The organism is Bacillus sp. UNC438CL73TsuS30, from assembly GCF_000482325.1.
Taxonomy (GTDB): domain Bacteria; phylum Bacillota; class Bacilli; order Bacillales; family Cytobacillaceae; genus Neobacillus.
In genome coordinates this window covers 25,511-40,818 of sequence record NZ_AXVA01000013.1, presented here as the reverse complement: position 1 = coordinate 40,818, position 15,308 = coordinate 25,511, and the positions used below count along the sequence as shown (strand labels likewise).

16 protein-coding genes are annotated in these 15,308 nt (G+C 37.5%); 7 read left to right on the top strand and 9 right to left on the bottom strand.

Translation table 11 applies throughout. From position 1 onward, the window contains the following. Positions 1-53: 53 nt before the first annotated feature. Positions 54-1,979, top strand: a complete 1,926-nt coding sequence (locus M028_RS0106790) for an ATP-dependent DNA helicase (RefSeq protein ID WP_026573229.1) — start codon at positions 54-56, stop codon at positions 1,977-1,979. Between the two features lie 38 nt (positions 1,980-2,017). Here M028_RS0106790 and M028_RS0106785 read toward each other — a convergent pair whose 3' ends face one another. Genes M028_RS0106785 through M028_RS0106765 form a run of 5 tightly spaced genes read right to left on the bottom strand, consistent with a single transcriptional unit; the run spans position 2,018 to position 4,800 of the window. Then, entirely contained in the window at positions 2,018-2,317 is a 300-nt protein-coding gene (locus M028_RS0106785) for a metal-sulfur cluster assembly factor (protein ID WP_026573228.1), read from the bottom strand. A 13-nt stretch (positions 2,318-2,330) separates the two neighbouring features. Further along, positions 2,331-3,575 (bottom strand): hypothetical protein, encoded by a 1,245-nt coding sequence (locus M028_RS0106780; protein ID WP_026573227.1) that lies wholly within the window; start codon positions 3,573-3,575, stop codon positions 2,331-2,333. 13 nt (positions 3,576-3,588) lie between these two features. Continuing rightward, positions 3,589-3,795 (bottom strand): DUF2249 domain-containing protein, encoded by a 207-nt coding sequence (locus tag M028_RS0106775; protein WP_026573226.1) that lies wholly within the window; start codon positions 3,793-3,795, stop codon positions 3,589-3,591. Positions 3,796-3,817: 22 nt separating this feature from the next. Then, positions 3,818-4,054 carry a DUF2249 domain-containing protein gene (locus M028_RS0106770; protein ID WP_026573225.1) on the bottom strand — a complete coding sequence of 79 codons (237 nt, stop codon included), beginning with the start codon at positions 4,052-4,054 and terminating at the stop codon, positions 3,818-3,820. A 53-nt stretch (positions 4,055-4,107) separates the two neighbouring features. Then, positions 4,108-4,800 carry a Crp/Fnr family transcriptional regulator gene (locus tag M028_RS0106765; protein WP_026573224.1) on the bottom strand — a complete coding sequence of 231 codons (693 nt, stop codon included), beginning with the start codon at positions 4,798-4,800 and terminating at the stop codon, positions 4,108-4,110. A gap of 295 nt (positions 4,801-5,095) precedes the next feature. Here M028_RS0106765 and M028_RS0106760 point away from each other — a divergent pair, with 295 nt between their 5' ends. Then, a complete protein-coding gene (locus tag M028_RS0106760; RefSeq protein WP_081810682.1) occupies positions 5,096-7,402 on the top strand; it encodes a nitric-oxide reductase large subunit in 2,307 nt (768 codons plus the stop codon). A gap of 25 nt (positions 7,403-7,427) precedes the next feature. Here the strand turns inward: M028_RS0106760 and M028_RS33300 are convergent, their stop codons facing one another. Further along, the gene (locus tag M028_RS33300; protein WP_197031385.1) at positions 7,428-7,580 is read right to left on the bottom strand and encodes a hypothetical protein; all 153 of its coding nucleotides are present in this window, start codon (positions 7,578-7,580) and stop codon (positions 7,428-7,430) included. Positions 7,581-7,707: 127 nt separating this feature from the next. Between M028_RS33300 and M028_RS0106750 the strand changes: the two genes are divergently transcribed. The 3 genes from M028_RS0106750 (at position 7,708) to M028_RS0106740 (ending at position 10,582) form a co-directional block, all read left to right on the top strand. Then, positions 7,708-7,941 (top strand): DUF2249 domain-containing protein, encoded by a 234-nt coding sequence (locus tag M028_RS0106750; RefSeq protein WP_026573222.1) that lies wholly within the window; start codon positions 7,708-7,710, stop codon positions 7,939-7,941. 221 nt (positions 7,942-8,162) lie between these two features. After that, positions 8,163-9,671: a carboxypeptidase M32 gene (locus M028_RS0106745; protein ID WP_026573221.1), complete on the top strand. Its 1,509-nt coding sequence runs from the start codon at positions 8,163-8,165 to the stop codon at positions 9,669-9,671. Beyond that, the gene (locus M028_RS0106740) at positions 9,668-10,582 is read left to right on the top strand and encodes a DMT family transporter (RefSeq protein WP_026573220.1); all 915 of its coding nucleotides are present in this window, start codon (positions 9,668-9,670) and stop codon (positions 10,580-10,582) included. The genes M028_RS0106745 and M028_RS0106740 overlap by 4 nt, the downstream gene beginning before the upstream one ends. A gap of 16 nt (positions 10,583-10,598) precedes the next feature. On the opposite strand, the gene M028_RS0106735 is transcribed toward M028_RS0106740, so the two are convergent. Genes M028_RS0106735 through M028_RS0106725 form a run of 3 tightly spaced genes read right to left on the bottom strand, consistent with a single transcriptional unit; the run spans position 10,599 to position 12,901 of the window. After that, positions 10,599-12,254, bottom strand: a complete 1,656-nt coding sequence (locus M028_RS0106735; protein WP_026573219.1) for a b(o/a)3-type cytochrome-c oxidase subunit 1 — start codon at positions 12,252-12,254, stop codon at positions 10,599-10,601. After that, positions 12,254-12,730, bottom strand: a complete 477-nt coding sequence (locus tag M028_RS0106730) for a cytochrome c oxidase subunit II (protein ID WP_026573218.1) — start codon at positions 12,728-12,730, stop codon at positions 12,254-12,256. Before M028_RS0106730 ends, M028_RS0106735 begins: the two co-directional genes overlap by 1 nt. Positions 12,731-12,751: 21 nt before the next feature. After that, on the bottom strand, positions 12,752-12,901 hold the full coding sequence (locus M028_RS0106725) for a cytochrome c oxidase subunit 2A (RefSeq protein WP_026573217.1): 150 nt from the start codon (positions 12,899-12,901) through the stop codon (positions 12,752-12,754). Between the two features lie 679 nt (positions 12,902-13,580). Between M028_RS0106725 and M028_RS0106720 the strand changes: the two genes are divergently transcribed. Beyond that, entirely contained in the window at positions 13,581-14,669 is a 1,089-nt protein-coding gene (locus M028_RS0106720) for a type III polyketide synthase (RefSeq protein WP_026573216.1), read from the top strand. A 1-nt stretch (position 14,670) separates the two neighbouring features. Beyond that, positions 14,671-15,252: an isoprenylcysteine carboxyl methyltransferase family protein gene (locus tag M028_RS0106715; protein ID WP_035423885.1), complete on the top strand. Its 582-nt coding sequence runs from the start codon at positions 14,671-14,673 to the stop codon at positions 15,250-15,252. The last annotated feature ends 56 nt before the right edge of the window (positions 15,253-15,308 follow it).

The window sequence follows — 15,308 nt, the reverse complement described above, 5'->3', positions numbered from 1 at the left end:
ATTCAATGTGTAGCGCTCTTTTCCGAGCGCTGCATTTTATAGAGGAGGATTTTATGCAAAGCGGGTTTCCATTTACTGTGTCAAAAACTGAATCTTTTTATGACAAACTAGGCGAATGGATTGGTGATTTATTTTATGAGATTCTCCCTGACGCTGGTTTCGAATTAAGAGATGAGCAAATTTATATGGCCTTTCAGCTCGAAAAGGCTTTTAAGGATAAAAAAATAATGTTTGCTGAAGCAGGAGTTGGAACAGGGAAGACAATTGTTTATTTGCTTTATTCAATTATGTATGCACGTTACACCAATCGCCCGGCTATTATCGCCTGTGCAGATGAAACATTAATTGAACAGTTAGTAAAAAAAGAAGGAGATATCTCAAAACTTGAATCCGTTTTAGGGTTAAATATGGATGTCCGGCTTGCAAAATCGAGGGATCAATATTTATGTATAAAAAAGCTGGATCAAGTAAAAGATTTAGACCTTTCCGATGAACTAGGCGATATTTATGAAAAATTACCTGAATTTCTTCATACGGATGGTTCGATGCAGACATTTGAAAGATATGGTGACCGCAAGGATTATCCGGTCATTTCCGATGAAACTTGGGAAAAGATAAGCTGGGACCCTGTTCAGGATTGTTTTTCCTGCGAAAAACGTCATCGCTGCGGTCTTACATTACACAGAGATTACTACCGTCACGCAAAGGATCTTATCATTTGTTCTCATGACTTTTATATGGAACATGTATGGACAAAGGAATCAAGGAAAAGAGAAGGGCAGCTGCCGCTCTTACCAGAGTATTCTTCCGTTGTATTTGATGAAGGTCACCTATTAGAATTTGCGGCGCAGAAGGCACTTAGCTATCGCTTTACAGACACTCTGCTTGAGTCGCTGCTGACCAGATTGATGGAAAATGAAGTTCGTGAAAATACACTGTACACGATTGAAGAGGCTTTATTCGAAAATGATGTATTTTTCAACGCAATCGCCCAGTTTTCCCAAGTCTCACTAGGTTCTGAAAAACAAATCATTTCTAAGCATCCAACCCTAATTAAACAGGGAAGAAAGTTGCTCGATACCTTGCAAAAGCTTGAAGAAGAACTTGTGTTTGAAAGCGAATTGTTTGTTATTAATGAATACGATTTAAAGATAGTTGAGGAATACCTTGAGCAAATCACTTATTCCCTTTCACTATTTCTTAAGGAAATGAACGGGATTACATGGTTTGAAGAAAATATGGGTGAACGGACACTTGTGATTATGCCGAAAATGGTGGAAGAAGTATTAAGGGATGAAGTATTTTCACAAAAACTTCCATTTGTTTTTTCATCCGCAACCTTATCCAATCAAAAGTCATTTGACTATATAGCTAATAGTCTTGGGATTCATGATTTTCTATCCTTTTCTGTTTCTTCTCCTTTCAACTATGAGGAATTGATGGAGATTTATCTTCCGAGGTTTGAAAAAGAAAGAATTACAGATAAAGTTGAGTACTTAACAAAGAAAATGATTGAGTCAGAGGGTCGTACACTTATTCTCTTGAACAATAAAAATGAGTTGGTATTTCTTAAGGAAAAATTGGCAGAGACTCTTCCATATCCTATATATTTCGAAGGTGATGAAGAAATCAGCACACTTGTATCGAAATTTCAAAATGAGGAAAATTCCATCCTTTGCTCCCTCCATCTATGGGAAGGGCTGGATATACCTGGAAGATCCTTAGAGAATGTTATAATTTTTTCTCTGCCGTTTCCGCCGAATGACCCCGTCTTTATTGCGAAGCGGGATGGTGTGCAAAAGGCATTTGAAGAAATTGATTTACCTTATATGCTTCTCAGGCTCCGTCAGGGAATTGGAAGGTTAATTCGTAGTGAAAATGACCGGGGAACTGTTCATATTTTGCTTGAAAATGATATGGGATCCAATATTTTAGAAAAAATAAAAGAGATACTGCCTGTAGAGGCAAAAGAAATGTAAACGAAAAGGGTCACGCTAAAAACGTGACCCTTTTTAAATTATCTTCCTAGCAGTCTAAGACCTTCCGGTGTCATTTTTTCCGGGCTCCAGGCTGGTGTCCAAACGAGGTCTACGTCAACATTCCTTGTTTCCTCGATTCCTTCCACACAATAACGAACACCCGTTGTAATACTGTCATGCAGTGGGCATCCCGGTGTTGTTAAGGTCATGGTAATTTTAACATCCCCTTCACCTGAAACATCTAAATCATAGATTAAGCCAAGATCAACAACATTAATATTAAGTTCTGGATCATAAACACTTTTTAACTCGTTAAGGATTTTTTCTTTTAAATTCATGATAAACACCTCACTATTTTTTTAGAACGCTAATAATACTGATTGCAATCATAATTAAAACTACGGATAAAATTAATTGTCCAATCGTAAAGAGAAGCGTAATTTTAAAGGTTAGTGCAGAAAAAACAATCAAAACTCCAAGAATAAATAATGAAAATAGCGGCGGAACAAGTTTTTCATTCATCATTTCTTTCAATGTTGGAACCGATTGTTTGCCCATTTCCTTGCTGTATTTAAAAGTCCACCAAAGGAATGGAACAATCTTAAATAGATAACCAACAATACTCAATACAATCCAGAGCATGATATAAGCATAGATGAGTGGACCAATAACCGAGCTGAAGCAATGAGTCCAGACTAGAATGAATGCAGCTAAATGGATGATATTGCCGAACAGAATCGCAGCTAACGCAAATGAGAATGGTTTATCTAATTTTTTCTTTAATCTTTTTTTGACAATGATTCGTATATGCCAGCTAAAGATGGAAAAGCCCACCAGCAGCAAGAATAGACCTAGCTTTACAAGGAGGCCCGAACCGCTCAAAAATGCGATCAATGTAACAAGAAGACCGGCTGCGTAAAATCCATAAACATATCTAGCCTGGATCATTGGAAAACCATGGGATAAAGAAAACATTGGCACCATTTTATAGGAAAAACCAATAATCAATAGGGTAAACCAGCCTGTAACCCCCATTAACAAATGACTTTTAAATACAGCTTGATAGGTTCCTGCGCCACTGCCGGTCTTAAGGAAATAAATTAATGTAATACCCATGGAAATAGTAATGAATAAACAAAATAATGCTGTGCCAACAAAAGCCGTCAAGATGTTTGGCTTAGTTTGTTTTTTTAGAGTCATCATCATTTGAAATAAAAACATTAATATTCCAATCAGGGTAAGTACTCCGGGAATAATAGCATTTTGGGGTGATGCATAGAGCAAACTGGCAAAGCCAATAATTCCAAAAGCCGTAACAAAAAACTGCAAGAATCCAAATTTTTCATTCCAGATATTTGTTAAGAAAGCAACCGGTACAAGCTGATACATTGCACCCATTGCTACCATTAATGCCCAGCCTAAAACTAGTATATGTGCTGCAGACCAGATGGCAGGGATCCGAAAACTGCCGCCTATAAGTAAATCTCCATTAAATAAAAGGACAATTTGTGATAATACTAAGGCAATTAAACTAAAGAAAATAAATGAAAAGGGAAGCTTAACATTGGTCTCACTCCCCATATTTTGTGGAAGCATCATTTACACCTTCTTATCGGAAGATTTCAATTTTAAAACTTCCGTCTTCTTGTTGTTTTGTTCTTTGATTGTATCCAAGTTCCTCTAACTGCTCATATAAAAACATGGGTCTGCGGTCATTAATGATCGTCAATACTTCATGATCAGGTAGTGTCTCTAATGCAGCGAGAGTTCGCATCATCGGTTGTGGCGGTTCTAAACCGCGGTTGTCTAAAATCATTTTATATCACCCTTCATTCCTATTACTTTGAATTCTTTATAAATGTTACCTTCCAGTGATCTTCGGCAATTTCTTCTGCCTCATGGTTAAAACCTTTTGTTTTTAATACCGCGAATAATGGGACTGGTTTAAAGGTTGCATGAAGGATGAAAATATCATTTTCCTTTAAATCCTTAATCGCCCCCATAATTTTTTGAAAGGGCTCCAGTTTATTTTTTAAATCCTCACGTACATCAAGTTCAACAATTCTTTGTTCCATCACGAAACAACTCCTCTTCATTATATTTAATAAAAACTTACGAAAGCCTGTAATTAATAGAATAGTTCCTGTTTAAGAGATTCGTGGTCAATGAAATAATAACCGTCATCATCAAGAAAAATGAATTCTTTCTTTTTTAATTGATTGATGGTTCTGCTGACGGTTTCTCTGGAGGTTCCAATCATATTGGCAAGCTCACGGTTGGTAAATTGAGTTGTCAGCTTAAATTGGTCATCGAGCTTTTCACCATTTGATTTACAGAGCCTAATTAATAGTAGAACAATTTGTTCATAGGTATTATGAAGTATTTGCTCTTCCAGTCGATTTTGCAGGTCAACGATTTTCTCTCCAAGAACTTTAAATAATTTAATACAAAGCTCAGGATAAGAAATTAAAATCTCCTCGAATTTATCAATTGGGATGACAATTAGGTTAGCATCCTCCATGACCTCTGCGTGAGCCGGGAATGTGCCCTTTCGAAAGAAGCCTGCGTGTGGGAACATTTCTCCCGGTTCAAGAACGGAGACGATTTGTTCCCTACCGGAAAAATCCGTTTTATAAATTTTTACTTTACCGCTGTGGATAAAGAATACCCGGTCCATCGGATCATCCTGCATAAATACATACATTTTATGCTTATAGAAACGAGTCTGGGCAATCTCAACAAAAGGTGCCAGCTCAACTGCCGTCAGCTCTTTAAAAATTGGGACAGCAGAAAGTCTCTTTATAATGTCTTCTTGCTTCAATTAACATCACCTTCGTATTAGTAATTCGATATAGCCCCATTTTAACAGTGGTTTCACAACAAATATGTGACCTCCATCATAGGTAAGTGAAATTTTATTGAAAATGATTCTCAATGTGACAACTTTGTGAAAACAACACACAAATGGGAGAAATAACACCATGTGTGTGATTTCCTTCACACTATGAATTTTTCATAACTATTACAATTCGATATGTAATTGAAACAAGAGAGGATGAGCGAAAGTGGAAATACAGCGGGGAACGCCTACAAAGGTAAAAACAAATAAAAACGGAATGTTAAAATCCGTTTTAATTACAGTTATTTTAGTAAGTTTTACTGTATTACTTTGCGGTGGGTATTGGATTTTTAAAGAGCAAGCCCCAAGACCAGTGGAGGTTACCAATCAAAAGGGTGATGTTCTCTTTACTAAGGCTACAATCATGGGTGGTCAGGCAGTTTGGCAAAAATATGGTTTGATGGATTATGGTACAGTATTAGGACACGGATCATATATGGGTCCAGACTATACGGCTGAATCTTTAAAGATTTATACAGAAGGAATGCAGGATTTTAAAGCAAATGAACAGTATGGTAAAAAGTTTGCCAGTCTAAGTGTAGATGAAAAATCTGCGATTAAAAATGCTGTAATAAAAGAAATGCGTAAAAATCGTTATGATAGTAGTAAAGAATCATTAAAATTAACAGATGCACAAGCTTTTGGACTTGAAAGAGTAAGAGCCTACTATAAGAATATATTCACAAAAGGCGATCATTGGGGATTAAAAGCAAATCTGATCAAAGATAGTGATATGCCGAAAAATGATCGTGCGTATGTTGCAAAAGGCGATCAAATTAAACAGATTTCCGATTTCTTCTTCTGGACAGCATGGCTTTCAAGTACGGTTCGTCCTGGGGATAAAATTACTTATACAAACAACTGGCCATATTATGAAGATGCCGGTAACCATTTATCTTTCTCGGCTGTTTGGTGGAGCGGCGCAAGTGTAACAATCTTTGTCTTGATGGTTGGAATTATCCTATTTGTTTTCTATCGTTATCAATTTAGTATGCAAGAGGCATATAAGGAAGGAAATTTCCCTAAAATTGATTTGCGAAAAATACCGGTAACAAACTCACAAGTAAAATCAGGGAAGTACTTTGTTATTGTTTCCATTCTTTTCTTTGTACAATGTATGTTTGGGGCATTGCTTGCTCACTATTATATCGAACCAGACAGTTTCTTCGGTATAAAATGGATTCATGATATCCTGCCATTTAATATTTCGAAGGGCTATCACTTACAATTGGCGATCTTCTGGATTGCAACTGCATGGTTAGGTATGGGGATTTACGTAGCGCCGCTTGTAGGTGGATACGAGCCTAAAAAACAAGGTCTTTTGGTAGACATTCTTTTCTGGGCATTGGTTGTTCTTGTTGGCGGAAGTATGGTCGGAGAATGGCTTGGTGCAAACGGATACTTAGGTAATGAGTGGTTCTTATTAGGTCATGCAGGCTGGGAGTATATTGAATTAGGTCGTTTATGGCAGCTGATCCTCATTGTAGGTATGTTAATTTGGTTATTTATTGTTTATCGAGGTATTAAAGCAGGTCTTAAAAAAGAAACGGACAAAGGCGGTTTAATCCACCTATTATTCTACTCCGCGATTGCGGTACCAGCATTCTATATCTTTGCACTATTTATTAATCCGGATACAAGCTTTACCTTTGCTGATTACTGGCGCTGGTGGATTATCCATTTATGGGTTGAGGCAATTTTTGAAGTATTTGCAGTAGTCGTCATTGGTTTCTTATTAGTTCAAGTAGGATTAGTAACGAAAAAATCAACAGTCAGACAACTATATTTCCAATTAATCTTACTCTTAGGCAGTGGTGTAATTGGAATTGGCCACCATTACTATTATAATGGTTCGGCAGAAGTTTGGCTTGCACTTGGTGCTGTATTCTCAGCATTGGAAGTTATTCCATTAACCTTGTTAATTCTTGAAGCATATGAACAATATAAAATGATGCGTTCCGGTGGTGTTGACTTCCCATATAAATCTTCCTTCTGGTTCTTAATCTCTGTTGCGATTTGGAACTTGGTGGGTGCAGGTGTTCTTGGGTTCTTAATCAACCTGCCAGCAGTCAGCTATTTTGAACACGGTCAGTTCTTAACACCTACTCATGGCCATGCTTCGATGATGGGCGTTTACGGAATGTTTGCAATTGCATTACTTCTATATTCCTTAAGAAATATCGTAAAACCAGAAGTTTGGAAAGATAAGTGGCTAAAAGTCAGCTGTATCCTTTTAAATATTGGATTGGCAGGAATGGTCTTCTTCTCCCTACTTCCAGTAGGTTTCATTCAAATCAAGAAAGCATTCTATCATGGATATGCAGCAAGCCGTTCATCATCCTTCTTAAAAGATGAACTAGTTAAAACACTTTTAACCTGGCGTGCTGTCCCAGATACAATCTTCTTAATCGGTGTGGTTATTCTGATGGCGTTCTGTGTGAAATGTCTATTCAATCTACGCAAGCCTACACACAAGGAAGAAGAAAAACTTCCAGTTAAAGATTTAACGCTTGATGAAGAGTAATAAGGAAGAGAAAGATTCGTAAAGCTTAGTCTTGCGGATCTTTTTCTTTTTTTTCTTCTGATTCATAGCAGTCAAAACAATAAATTTCTTTATCCTTTGTATGGATCCCGTTAAAAAATCCATCTAAGCAATAGATTTCCTTATTACAGCACTTACAGCTTCCAACCAATTCTCTCATTCTAAATTCCTCCTAAAAAATTTATTTACTAAAAAATCATGTTTAGGGTGTGATACCACTCACTAGGTTGTTAAAAAAGATTTCTTATAATATAAGAGAAGTTAACAAATTAATAGGAGTGAAAATGATGCAAACTTTTGCTAAAGTCATCCATGTTCCTGATTATCCACCACGTGAAAAACATCCAACGATTTTGAATGGATTTGATGAGTTAAAATCAGGAGAATTTATGCAAATTGTGAATGACCATGACCCAAGACCGCTTCAATATCAATTTATGATGGAGAGAACCGACCAATTTACTTGGGAATACCTTGAAGAAGGTCCCGATACTTGGAGAGTCGCTATCGGTAAAAAATAATTTCTCGTGCCAAAGGGTTTCAGCCCCATAAAGCACACCCTCTTTAATCATTTTACTTGAGTTATATTTATTTTCATGAAACATCTCTTTTTTCCCTATAGATTATTTTACAACAGAATTCTATTTCTGTTGTTTTTTTTTGCCATTTTAAGAGGGCGAAACCAAATCTTTTTTCAGAAAAATATGATAAAATTTAAACATTGTAAAGAGGGGGGAACTTAATGAGCATTCAGACAGCAAAACTTGAAAAAGAGTTTTTAGATTATGTAAAAAAAATAGCTGCTTATAATGAGGCACTTGGATTAATCTATTGGGATTTGCGTACGGGAGCTCCGAAGCAAGCCGTAGAGCAAAGGTCAGAAGTGATTGGAATGCTTTCCTCAGAAGTGTTTAAAATGTCAATCTCGGAGGAAATGGCTGCATATATTGCAAATTTATCGAAGATCGAATTATCCGATTCAACCAGAAAAATTCTCAAGGAATGCAAAAAAGAATATGAGCGGAACAAGAAAATTCCTGCAGAAGAATATAAAGAGTATGTCATTCTTCAATCAAAGGCAGAAAGTGTTTGGGAAGAAGCGAGGGAAAATGCTGATTTCGCCATGTTTAGCCCATACTTGGAAAAGATCGTCACAATGACAAAGAAGTTTGTTGGGTATTGGGGAACAAAAGAGAAGGTCTATGATCAACTGTTAGATTTATATGAGCCTGGGGTGACTGTGGAAGTGTTAGACCGGGTATTTGGCGAACTCCGCAATAAAATTATCCCATTGGTCAAAAAAATCTCGGAAACGTCAAAAAAGCCGCAAACAGATTTTCTCTTTAACCATTTTAATAAGGAAAATCAGCGTCTGTTTAGTTTAGAGGTTTTAAAAAAAATGGGCTACAACTTTGAGGCAGGGAGATTAGATGAAACCATCCATCCATTTGCAATTGGACTAAATCCCGGCGATGTACGTGTGACAACCAGGTATGATGAATTCGATTTCCGTACCGCTGTTTTCGGAACGATTCATGAAGGCGGTCATGCATTATATGAACAAAATATCTCCAGAAAGTTAATTGGAACACCTTTATGTTCAGGTACTTCAATGGGAATTCACGAATCACAATCTCTTTTTTATGAAAATATTGTCGGAAGAAGTTTACCATTCTGGAAGTATCAATACGAGCCGCTAAAAAAATATGCTGATGGTCAGTTTGATGATGTCTCAATAGAGGATTTCTATCGTGCCATTAATGAATCCAAGCCTTCCTTTATTCGAATCGAGGCGGATGAATTGACCTATCCGTTACATATCATTATCCGCTATGAAATAGAAAAAAAATTATTTAATGATGAAATAAAGGTTCGTGACTTGCCAAAAGTATGGAACGATTTATATGAAGAGTTTTTAGGGATCAGGCCGGAAGATGATGCAGAGGGAGTCCTGCAAGATGTTCATTGGGCTGGGGGAAGCTTTGGTTATTTTCCTTCTTATGCATTAGGGTATATGTATGCTGCACAATTTAAAAATAAAATGCTCAAAGACCTTCCAAACTTCGATCAACTGCTTGAAAATGGAGAGTTATTGCCTATTCAAGAGTGGCTGACAAAAAATATTCATCAATATGGTAAATTGAAAAAGCCGCTTGAAATCCTGAAAGATGTGACCGGTGAAGGCCTTAATCCATCCTATTTAATTGATTATCTCTATCAAAAATACGGAGCAGTGTATCAGTTATCATGAAGAAAATTCTTCCGATTCTATTAGTAGCGATCAGTGCGGCACTATGGGGAATTATAGCTATTTTTGTAAGAGGATTAGATGCCTTCAGTTTTACATCCATGGAAATTGTGACAATCAGGGTTGTGACAGCAGCGGTTTTGTTAGGAATTACTGGATTAGTAAAATATCCAGCGCAAATGAAAATTAAATGGAAGGACACTTGGTTATTTGTTGGGACGGGTGTTTGCAGTATCGTACTCTTTAATTGGTGTTATTTTTCATCGATTCAACAAATGAATCTTTCTCTAGCGGTTATCTTATTGTATACAGCCCCGGCATTTGTCACAGTTCTTTCCTGGTTATTTCTTAAGGAGAAATTGAATGCTGCTAAACTTCTTTCAGTAGCAGGGACGATTTTGGGGTGCATATTGGTTGCAGGAAGTAACCTGAATGAAACAACATCTATTAGTGCGGCAGGATTATTAACCGGACTTGGCGCAGGTTTCGGCTATGCTTTATACACTATATTTGGAAAATTTGCGTTAAATAAATATTCACCGTTCACGGTTACTCTATATACCTTTATTGTTGCGTCAATTGCTTTAGTGCCGGTTACGGGCCTTTGGAATAAGGGAAGCATCCTTTTCAGTGGAGAGGTTATGTTTTATGGACTAGGGTTAGGATTATTTCCTACCGTGGTGGCGTATTTATTGTATACAAAAGGGTTGGAAAAAATAGATAGCAGCAAGGCATCCATTATTGCAACCGTAGAACCGGTCGTGGCAACCTTATTAGGCGTTTTTCTTTATAAAGAAGGCTTTGTGTTCATTCAATTTATTGGTTCTTTCTTTATCCTTTTATCTGTATTATTGGTGAACCTGCCAAAAAACCCGCTCGTTAAAACGCAAAATGAAAAGGCTTCAATCACATAGATTGAAGCCTTAATGCTTACCAGGTTTTATATCCTTTCGATCCCGGCGGTGCATTCTGTATGATATCGATAAATGGAATTGTATAAGCGAAAATAATGAGAACGGCAAGCATTCCAAGCCATAATTTCCAGTTTTCGAATACCATTGGTGCTTGTTCTTTAAGATTTTCTGCTTCACCAACAGGGAATTCTTCTTCCCCTTTTGGTGCAAAGAAGGCAAGATTAATGAAAATGATTAATACTAAGATAATTCCTAAGAAAAGAATGGTTCCACCAACAGCTTGTGCGATTTGATATGGAATCCATTCAGCCGCCTGCTTGGCACCATTGTAGGTTGAAAACGCAGAACGCCTTGGACCGCCAAGAAGACCTTCTATATGCATCGCACCTGACATAAAGACCATTCCAATAAACCAAACCCAGCCTTGGATAATCGCTAATTTGTTCATGGCCTTGGTTAATTTACGGCCGGTTAAATGCGGAACAAGCCAGTAAGAAATTCCAAAGAATGTTAACACTACTGATGTGGCCGCAGTTAAATGGAAGTGTCCTGTAACCCAGATGGTATTATGAACCACTTGGTCCATTTGGTTTGATGCGTTAATAATCCCACCCGCACCGGCTGGAATAAATGAAGCCATTCCGATAAAAGGTACGGTGAAACGTGCATCATTCCATGGAAGAACCCGGAACCAGCCGAAAAGACCAATAGCGCCTTTAGAACGTCCGTATCTTTCAAAAGTTGCAAATAAAGAAAAGGCGGTCATTAATGAAGGAATAACAACCATAAAGGTTAAAACAACTTGAATAAACTTCCAAGCTGGATCAATTCCCGGCTCCGTTAATTGGTGGTGAAAGCCAACAGGAATGGAGAAGAGCAGGAATAAAATAAACGATAACCGTGCTAAAGAATCTGAGAAAATTTTGCCGCCAATAATTTTAGGAATAATTGCATACCAGCACATATAAGCAGGAAGCAGCCAGAAATAAACAAGCGGGTGGCCAAAATACCAGAATAATGTACGGCTTACAAGAACATCTACCGTATCAACTAATCCTAAAGACCAAGGTAGTAATTGGAACAATACTGTTGCAGCAACACCCAGTGTCGCAACAATCCACATAACTGTATTAATGACTGCCATAAAGCTTAACAGCGGGCTTGGTTTACCAGGATTGTTTTTCCGCCATTTTGCATAGGTCATAATTTGCGCTGCACCATCAATCCAACTTCCGACCACAACGAAGGTCATCCCAAGATAGAAGATCCAATGTGCTTGCAGTGGTGCGTAAAATGTATAAAGTACGGATGCTTTATTTAATAGGACCATTGTTGCAGCCATCGCAGTACCAATGGTCATTACCCAAAAACCAATCCACCCAGCGCGTCTTGCTGCAGGTGAGTGTGTACCAGCTGTACGGCTGACAGCTGCATATTGAAAGCCCATGATAAAGAAGGTTGTTAATACAAGTCCCATCATGACACCATGAACGGTTAAAAGTTGATAGTATCCAATCCCAGCAGGCAACTCGAATTTTCCAGAACGGACAAGGGTCTGCAAGAGTCCCATTAGTCCGCCAAGAGCAAGTGCTGTAAAAGCCACATAAAAATGGGCCATTGAAAGCTTCGCATCCCTAGGGTCTACTTTTATATTTGCTGAAACACTAGCCATTATTTTACCACCTCAATCTTCGAACTCATTAAATGGTGCCCGGCACCGCAATATTCATTACAAACAATCAAATATTCGCCTTCTTTGTCAAATGTTGTTGTGTATTCGCTGACATATCCAGGTTCAAGCATCATATTAATATTGGTTCCAGCAACTTCAAAGCCATGAACAACATCTTTGGTAGTGGCAATTACTCTTACTTTTGCCCCAAGCGGTACCTTCACTTCTGTCGGATTATAAGAGAATGTGGATGCGACATAAACGAGTTCATAGTCCCATTCTTTCCCTTCAACCTTATGAAGACCAGGTTTATCAAATGGTTTTGTTTGATCTACTTTATCCGGGTTAATGGTGGTTAAGCAGCTAGGCGGCTTGTTTCCGAGATAGAATGCACTAACACCGATCGTTGATAAGAAGACAATCAATGTTGCAACACCGAAAATAAGCCAAATTTTTTCAAATTTATGCATATGCATAAATTTTCCCCCCTTATATCTTTAAAATCTTTCTACAAATAGATAATAGACACTTACCCATGTGACCACGATAAAAAGTCCTAAAAAGAAAACGGACGCTAATGTACCTTTTAGTGAGGAACTGTCCTCTATTTCTGTTTTTTGATTTGTTTTCACTTCCGCCTTTGCCATCCCTTACACTCCCTTCGGATAATTGGAAAATAATAAGTTCACTTTCATAATACAAAACAATTTAGAAAGAAAAAGATAAAATTTGTAAATTCACAAATTGTTCATTCCTTAGTTAAGTATCATGTTAATGTTAAAATGTTGATGTAACAGTGAGGAAAGTCACAATGAAGGGGGAGGAAATGTGAAAAAACTGTGAATTCTCACACGTCCCCTGTGATGCAGCTAACGGATTAACGAGTTAGATAGATGTATGTAAGTGCGGAAATGAAATATTGTCACACTCTAAGATTTTGAAAATAACATGAAAATATAGTGCTTATAATCTCAAAAAGTGAGTGTGTTCCTTAGTGGAAAAATATTATTGTGAATTATGCCGTCTTTTATATAACAAGCAGGAATACTGTAAAATATGCGGATCGCTGGCAACCAATAAAATTAAGATTGATGTTCAAAAACAGCCTGATAAACCATAAATAATTACCCAATTGGAAAAGATTATATAATGAACAAATGCCTCGTTTCGCGTTATAATTTAAGTGCACAACAACAACCTTCAAAACGATTGGCTTCCCAGCATAAGGGGAGCTTTTTTTTTGTGAAAAAATTCATTTTTTGTACATAAAAGAATAATCCATCGGCAGTTGGTAAAAATAACCTCATTGAATTGGAGGAGATGAAGATGCCGACGATTATTTCAGTTGCGGAAGCACTTCCACCATATGAAATAAAACAGGATCAAGCTGAAGAATTTGCCCGGAAACTTTTTTCTGATTCGTTTAAAGATATTGAACGATTATTAAAAGCATTTTCTAATGGACAAATTGAGAAAAGGAATTTTGTTAAAGATATCAATTGGTTTGAGGAAGAACATACCTTCGAAGAAAAAAATCATGCGTATATTGAAAATGCAGTTGAATTTGGTTCGCAAGCGATTAAGGAATGTTTATCAAGCCAATTGTTTTTGAAAAAACCGATTCCCTATCAAGAAATTGATGCCATTTTTTTTATTTCCACCACCGGACTTGCAACTCCTAGTATTGAAGCAAGAATTATGAACCAACTTCCATTTTCACAGCATACGAAGAGAATACCCATTTGGGGGCTCGGCTGTGCAGGGGGAGCTGCCGGTATTTCTAGAGCTTTTGAATACTGTTTAGCATTTCCAAAGGCAAAGGTTCTTGTCCTGGCTGTTGAACTTTGCAGTTTAACCTTTCAGAAAAACGACCTTTCAAAAAGTAATCTAATCGGGACGACTCTTTTTGCAGACGGGATTGCTTGTGCACTTATTTGCGGGGATGATGTCAATATTGAAGACCATCGTTCACGTAAAACCTCGCCTGCTATCATCGCAACTCAATCAACACTGATGCCCGATTCCTTGGATGTAATGGGCTGGGATATAAGAAACCAAGGCTTATTTGTCGTTTTTTCTCGTGATATTCCCAAAATCATTGAAAGCTGGCTAAAGCCGAATGTGAATGATTTTCTTGAACAACACGGTATGAAACTAAGTCAATTTGGTTATTTTATTGCCCACCCAGGCGGAAAAAAAGTTTTAGATGCGTACGTTTCTGCTTTGGGCATTTTACCGTCCATGACCCGTATTTCCTTCGAGGTTTTGAAGGATTATGGAAACATGTCATCAGCAACCATTTTGTATGTCCTGAAAAGGTTTATGGAGCTGGAAACAAACAAAGGAGAGAATGGCCTGTGTACGGCACTGGGTCCGGGCTTTAGTTCAGAGTTATTATTATTGAGGTGGCAATAAAATGGTGGATTTTTATCCTTTCCTTATCTTTTGGTGTCTCCTTATTGTTCAGCGTGTCGTTGAATTAATGATCGCCAGAAAAAATGAGAAATGGATGCTTGGGCGGGGAGCAATAGTGTATGGGCAGGAGCATTACCGTTTAATGGTTTGGATGCACTTACTTTTTTTTCTCATTTTTTTCAGTGAAAAAATCCTCCTTAATCGGGAAATGTCTTTTGCTTGGCACTGGTTACTTTTTGTTTTCATTCTTGCTCAGTTGGTGAGAGTATGGGCGTTATTTTCATTGGGGAAGTATTGGAATACAAAAATCATTGTTCTCCCAAATGCGAAGGTGATTAGAAAAGGGCCTTACCGGTGGATCAAGCACCCAAATTATCTGGTTGTATCATTAGAATTGCTTGTCATTCCGCTGTTATTTAATGCCTACTTTACAGCAGCCATATTCACGATTTTAAATATCGGTATGCTTTCGATTCGAATTCCAATCGAGGAACAAGCGCTAAGGAACCATACCCCGTATGAAGGAGCCTTCGAAAGTTGTAATCGTTTTCTTCCTAAATTGTTAAATAAATGTGACAAATAAAAAAGTGTTATTGAAAATCATTATCACCTGTGCTAAAATCTAATCAACGATGAAAA

Coding starts and splice junctions, on each gene's coding strand:
- M028_RS0106790 (WP_026573229.1), top strand. CDS start 54: ATGCAAAGCGGGTTTCCATTTACTGTGTCAAAAACTGAATCTTTTTAT.
- M028_RS0106785 (WP_026573228.1), bottom strand. CDS start 2,317: ATGAATTTAAAAGAAAAAATCCTTAACGAGTTAAAAAGTGTTTATGAT.
- M028_RS0106780 (WP_026573227.1), bottom strand. CDS start 3,575: ATGCTTCCACAAAATATGGGGAGTGAGACCAATGTTAAGCTTCCCTTT.
- M028_RS0106775 (WP_026573226.1), bottom strand. CDS start 3,795: ATGATTTTAGACAACCGCGGTTTAGAACCGCCACAACCGATGATGCGA.
- M028_RS0106770 (WP_026573225.1), bottom strand. CDS start 4,054: ATGGAACAAAGAATTGTTGAACTTGATGTACGTGAGGATTTAAAAAAT.
- M028_RS0106760 (WP_081810682.1), top strand. CDS start 5,096: ATGTTAAAATCCGTTTTAATTACAGTTATTTTAGTAAGTTTTACTGTA.
- M028_RS33300 (WP_197031385.1), bottom strand. CDS start 7,580: ATGAGAGAATTGGTTGGAAGCTGTAAGTGCTGTAATAAGGAAATCTAT.
- M028_RS0106750 (WP_026573222.1), top strand. CDS start 7,708: ATGCAAACTTTTGCTAAAGTCATCCATGTTCCTGATTATCCACCACGT.
- M028_RS0106745 (WP_026573221.1), top strand. CDS start 8,163: ATGAGCATTCAGACAGCAAAACTTGAAAAAGAGTTTTTAGATTATGTA.
- M028_RS0106740 (WP_026573220.1), top strand. CDS start 9,668: ATGAAGAAAATTCTTCCGATTCTATTAGTAGCGATCAGTGCGGCACTA.
- M028_RS0106735 (WP_026573219.1), bottom strand. CDS start 12,254: ATGGCTAGTGTTTCAGCAAATATAAAAGTAGACCCTAGGGATGCGAAG.
- M028_RS0106730 (WP_026573218.1), bottom strand. CDS start 12,730: ATGCATATGCATAAATTTGAAAAAATTTGGCTTATTTTCGGTGTTGCA.
- M028_RS0106725 (WP_026573217.1), bottom strand. CDS start 12,901: ATGGCAAAGGCGGAAGTGAAAACAAATCAAAAAACAGAAATAGAGGAC.
- M028_RS0106720 (WP_026573216.1), top strand. CDS start 13,581: ATGCCGACGATTATTTCAGTTGCGGAAGCACTTCCACCATATGAAATA.
- M028_RS0106715 (WP_035423885.1), top strand. CDS start 14,671: ATGGTGGATTTTTATCCTTTCCTTATCTTTTGGTGTCTCCTTATTGTT.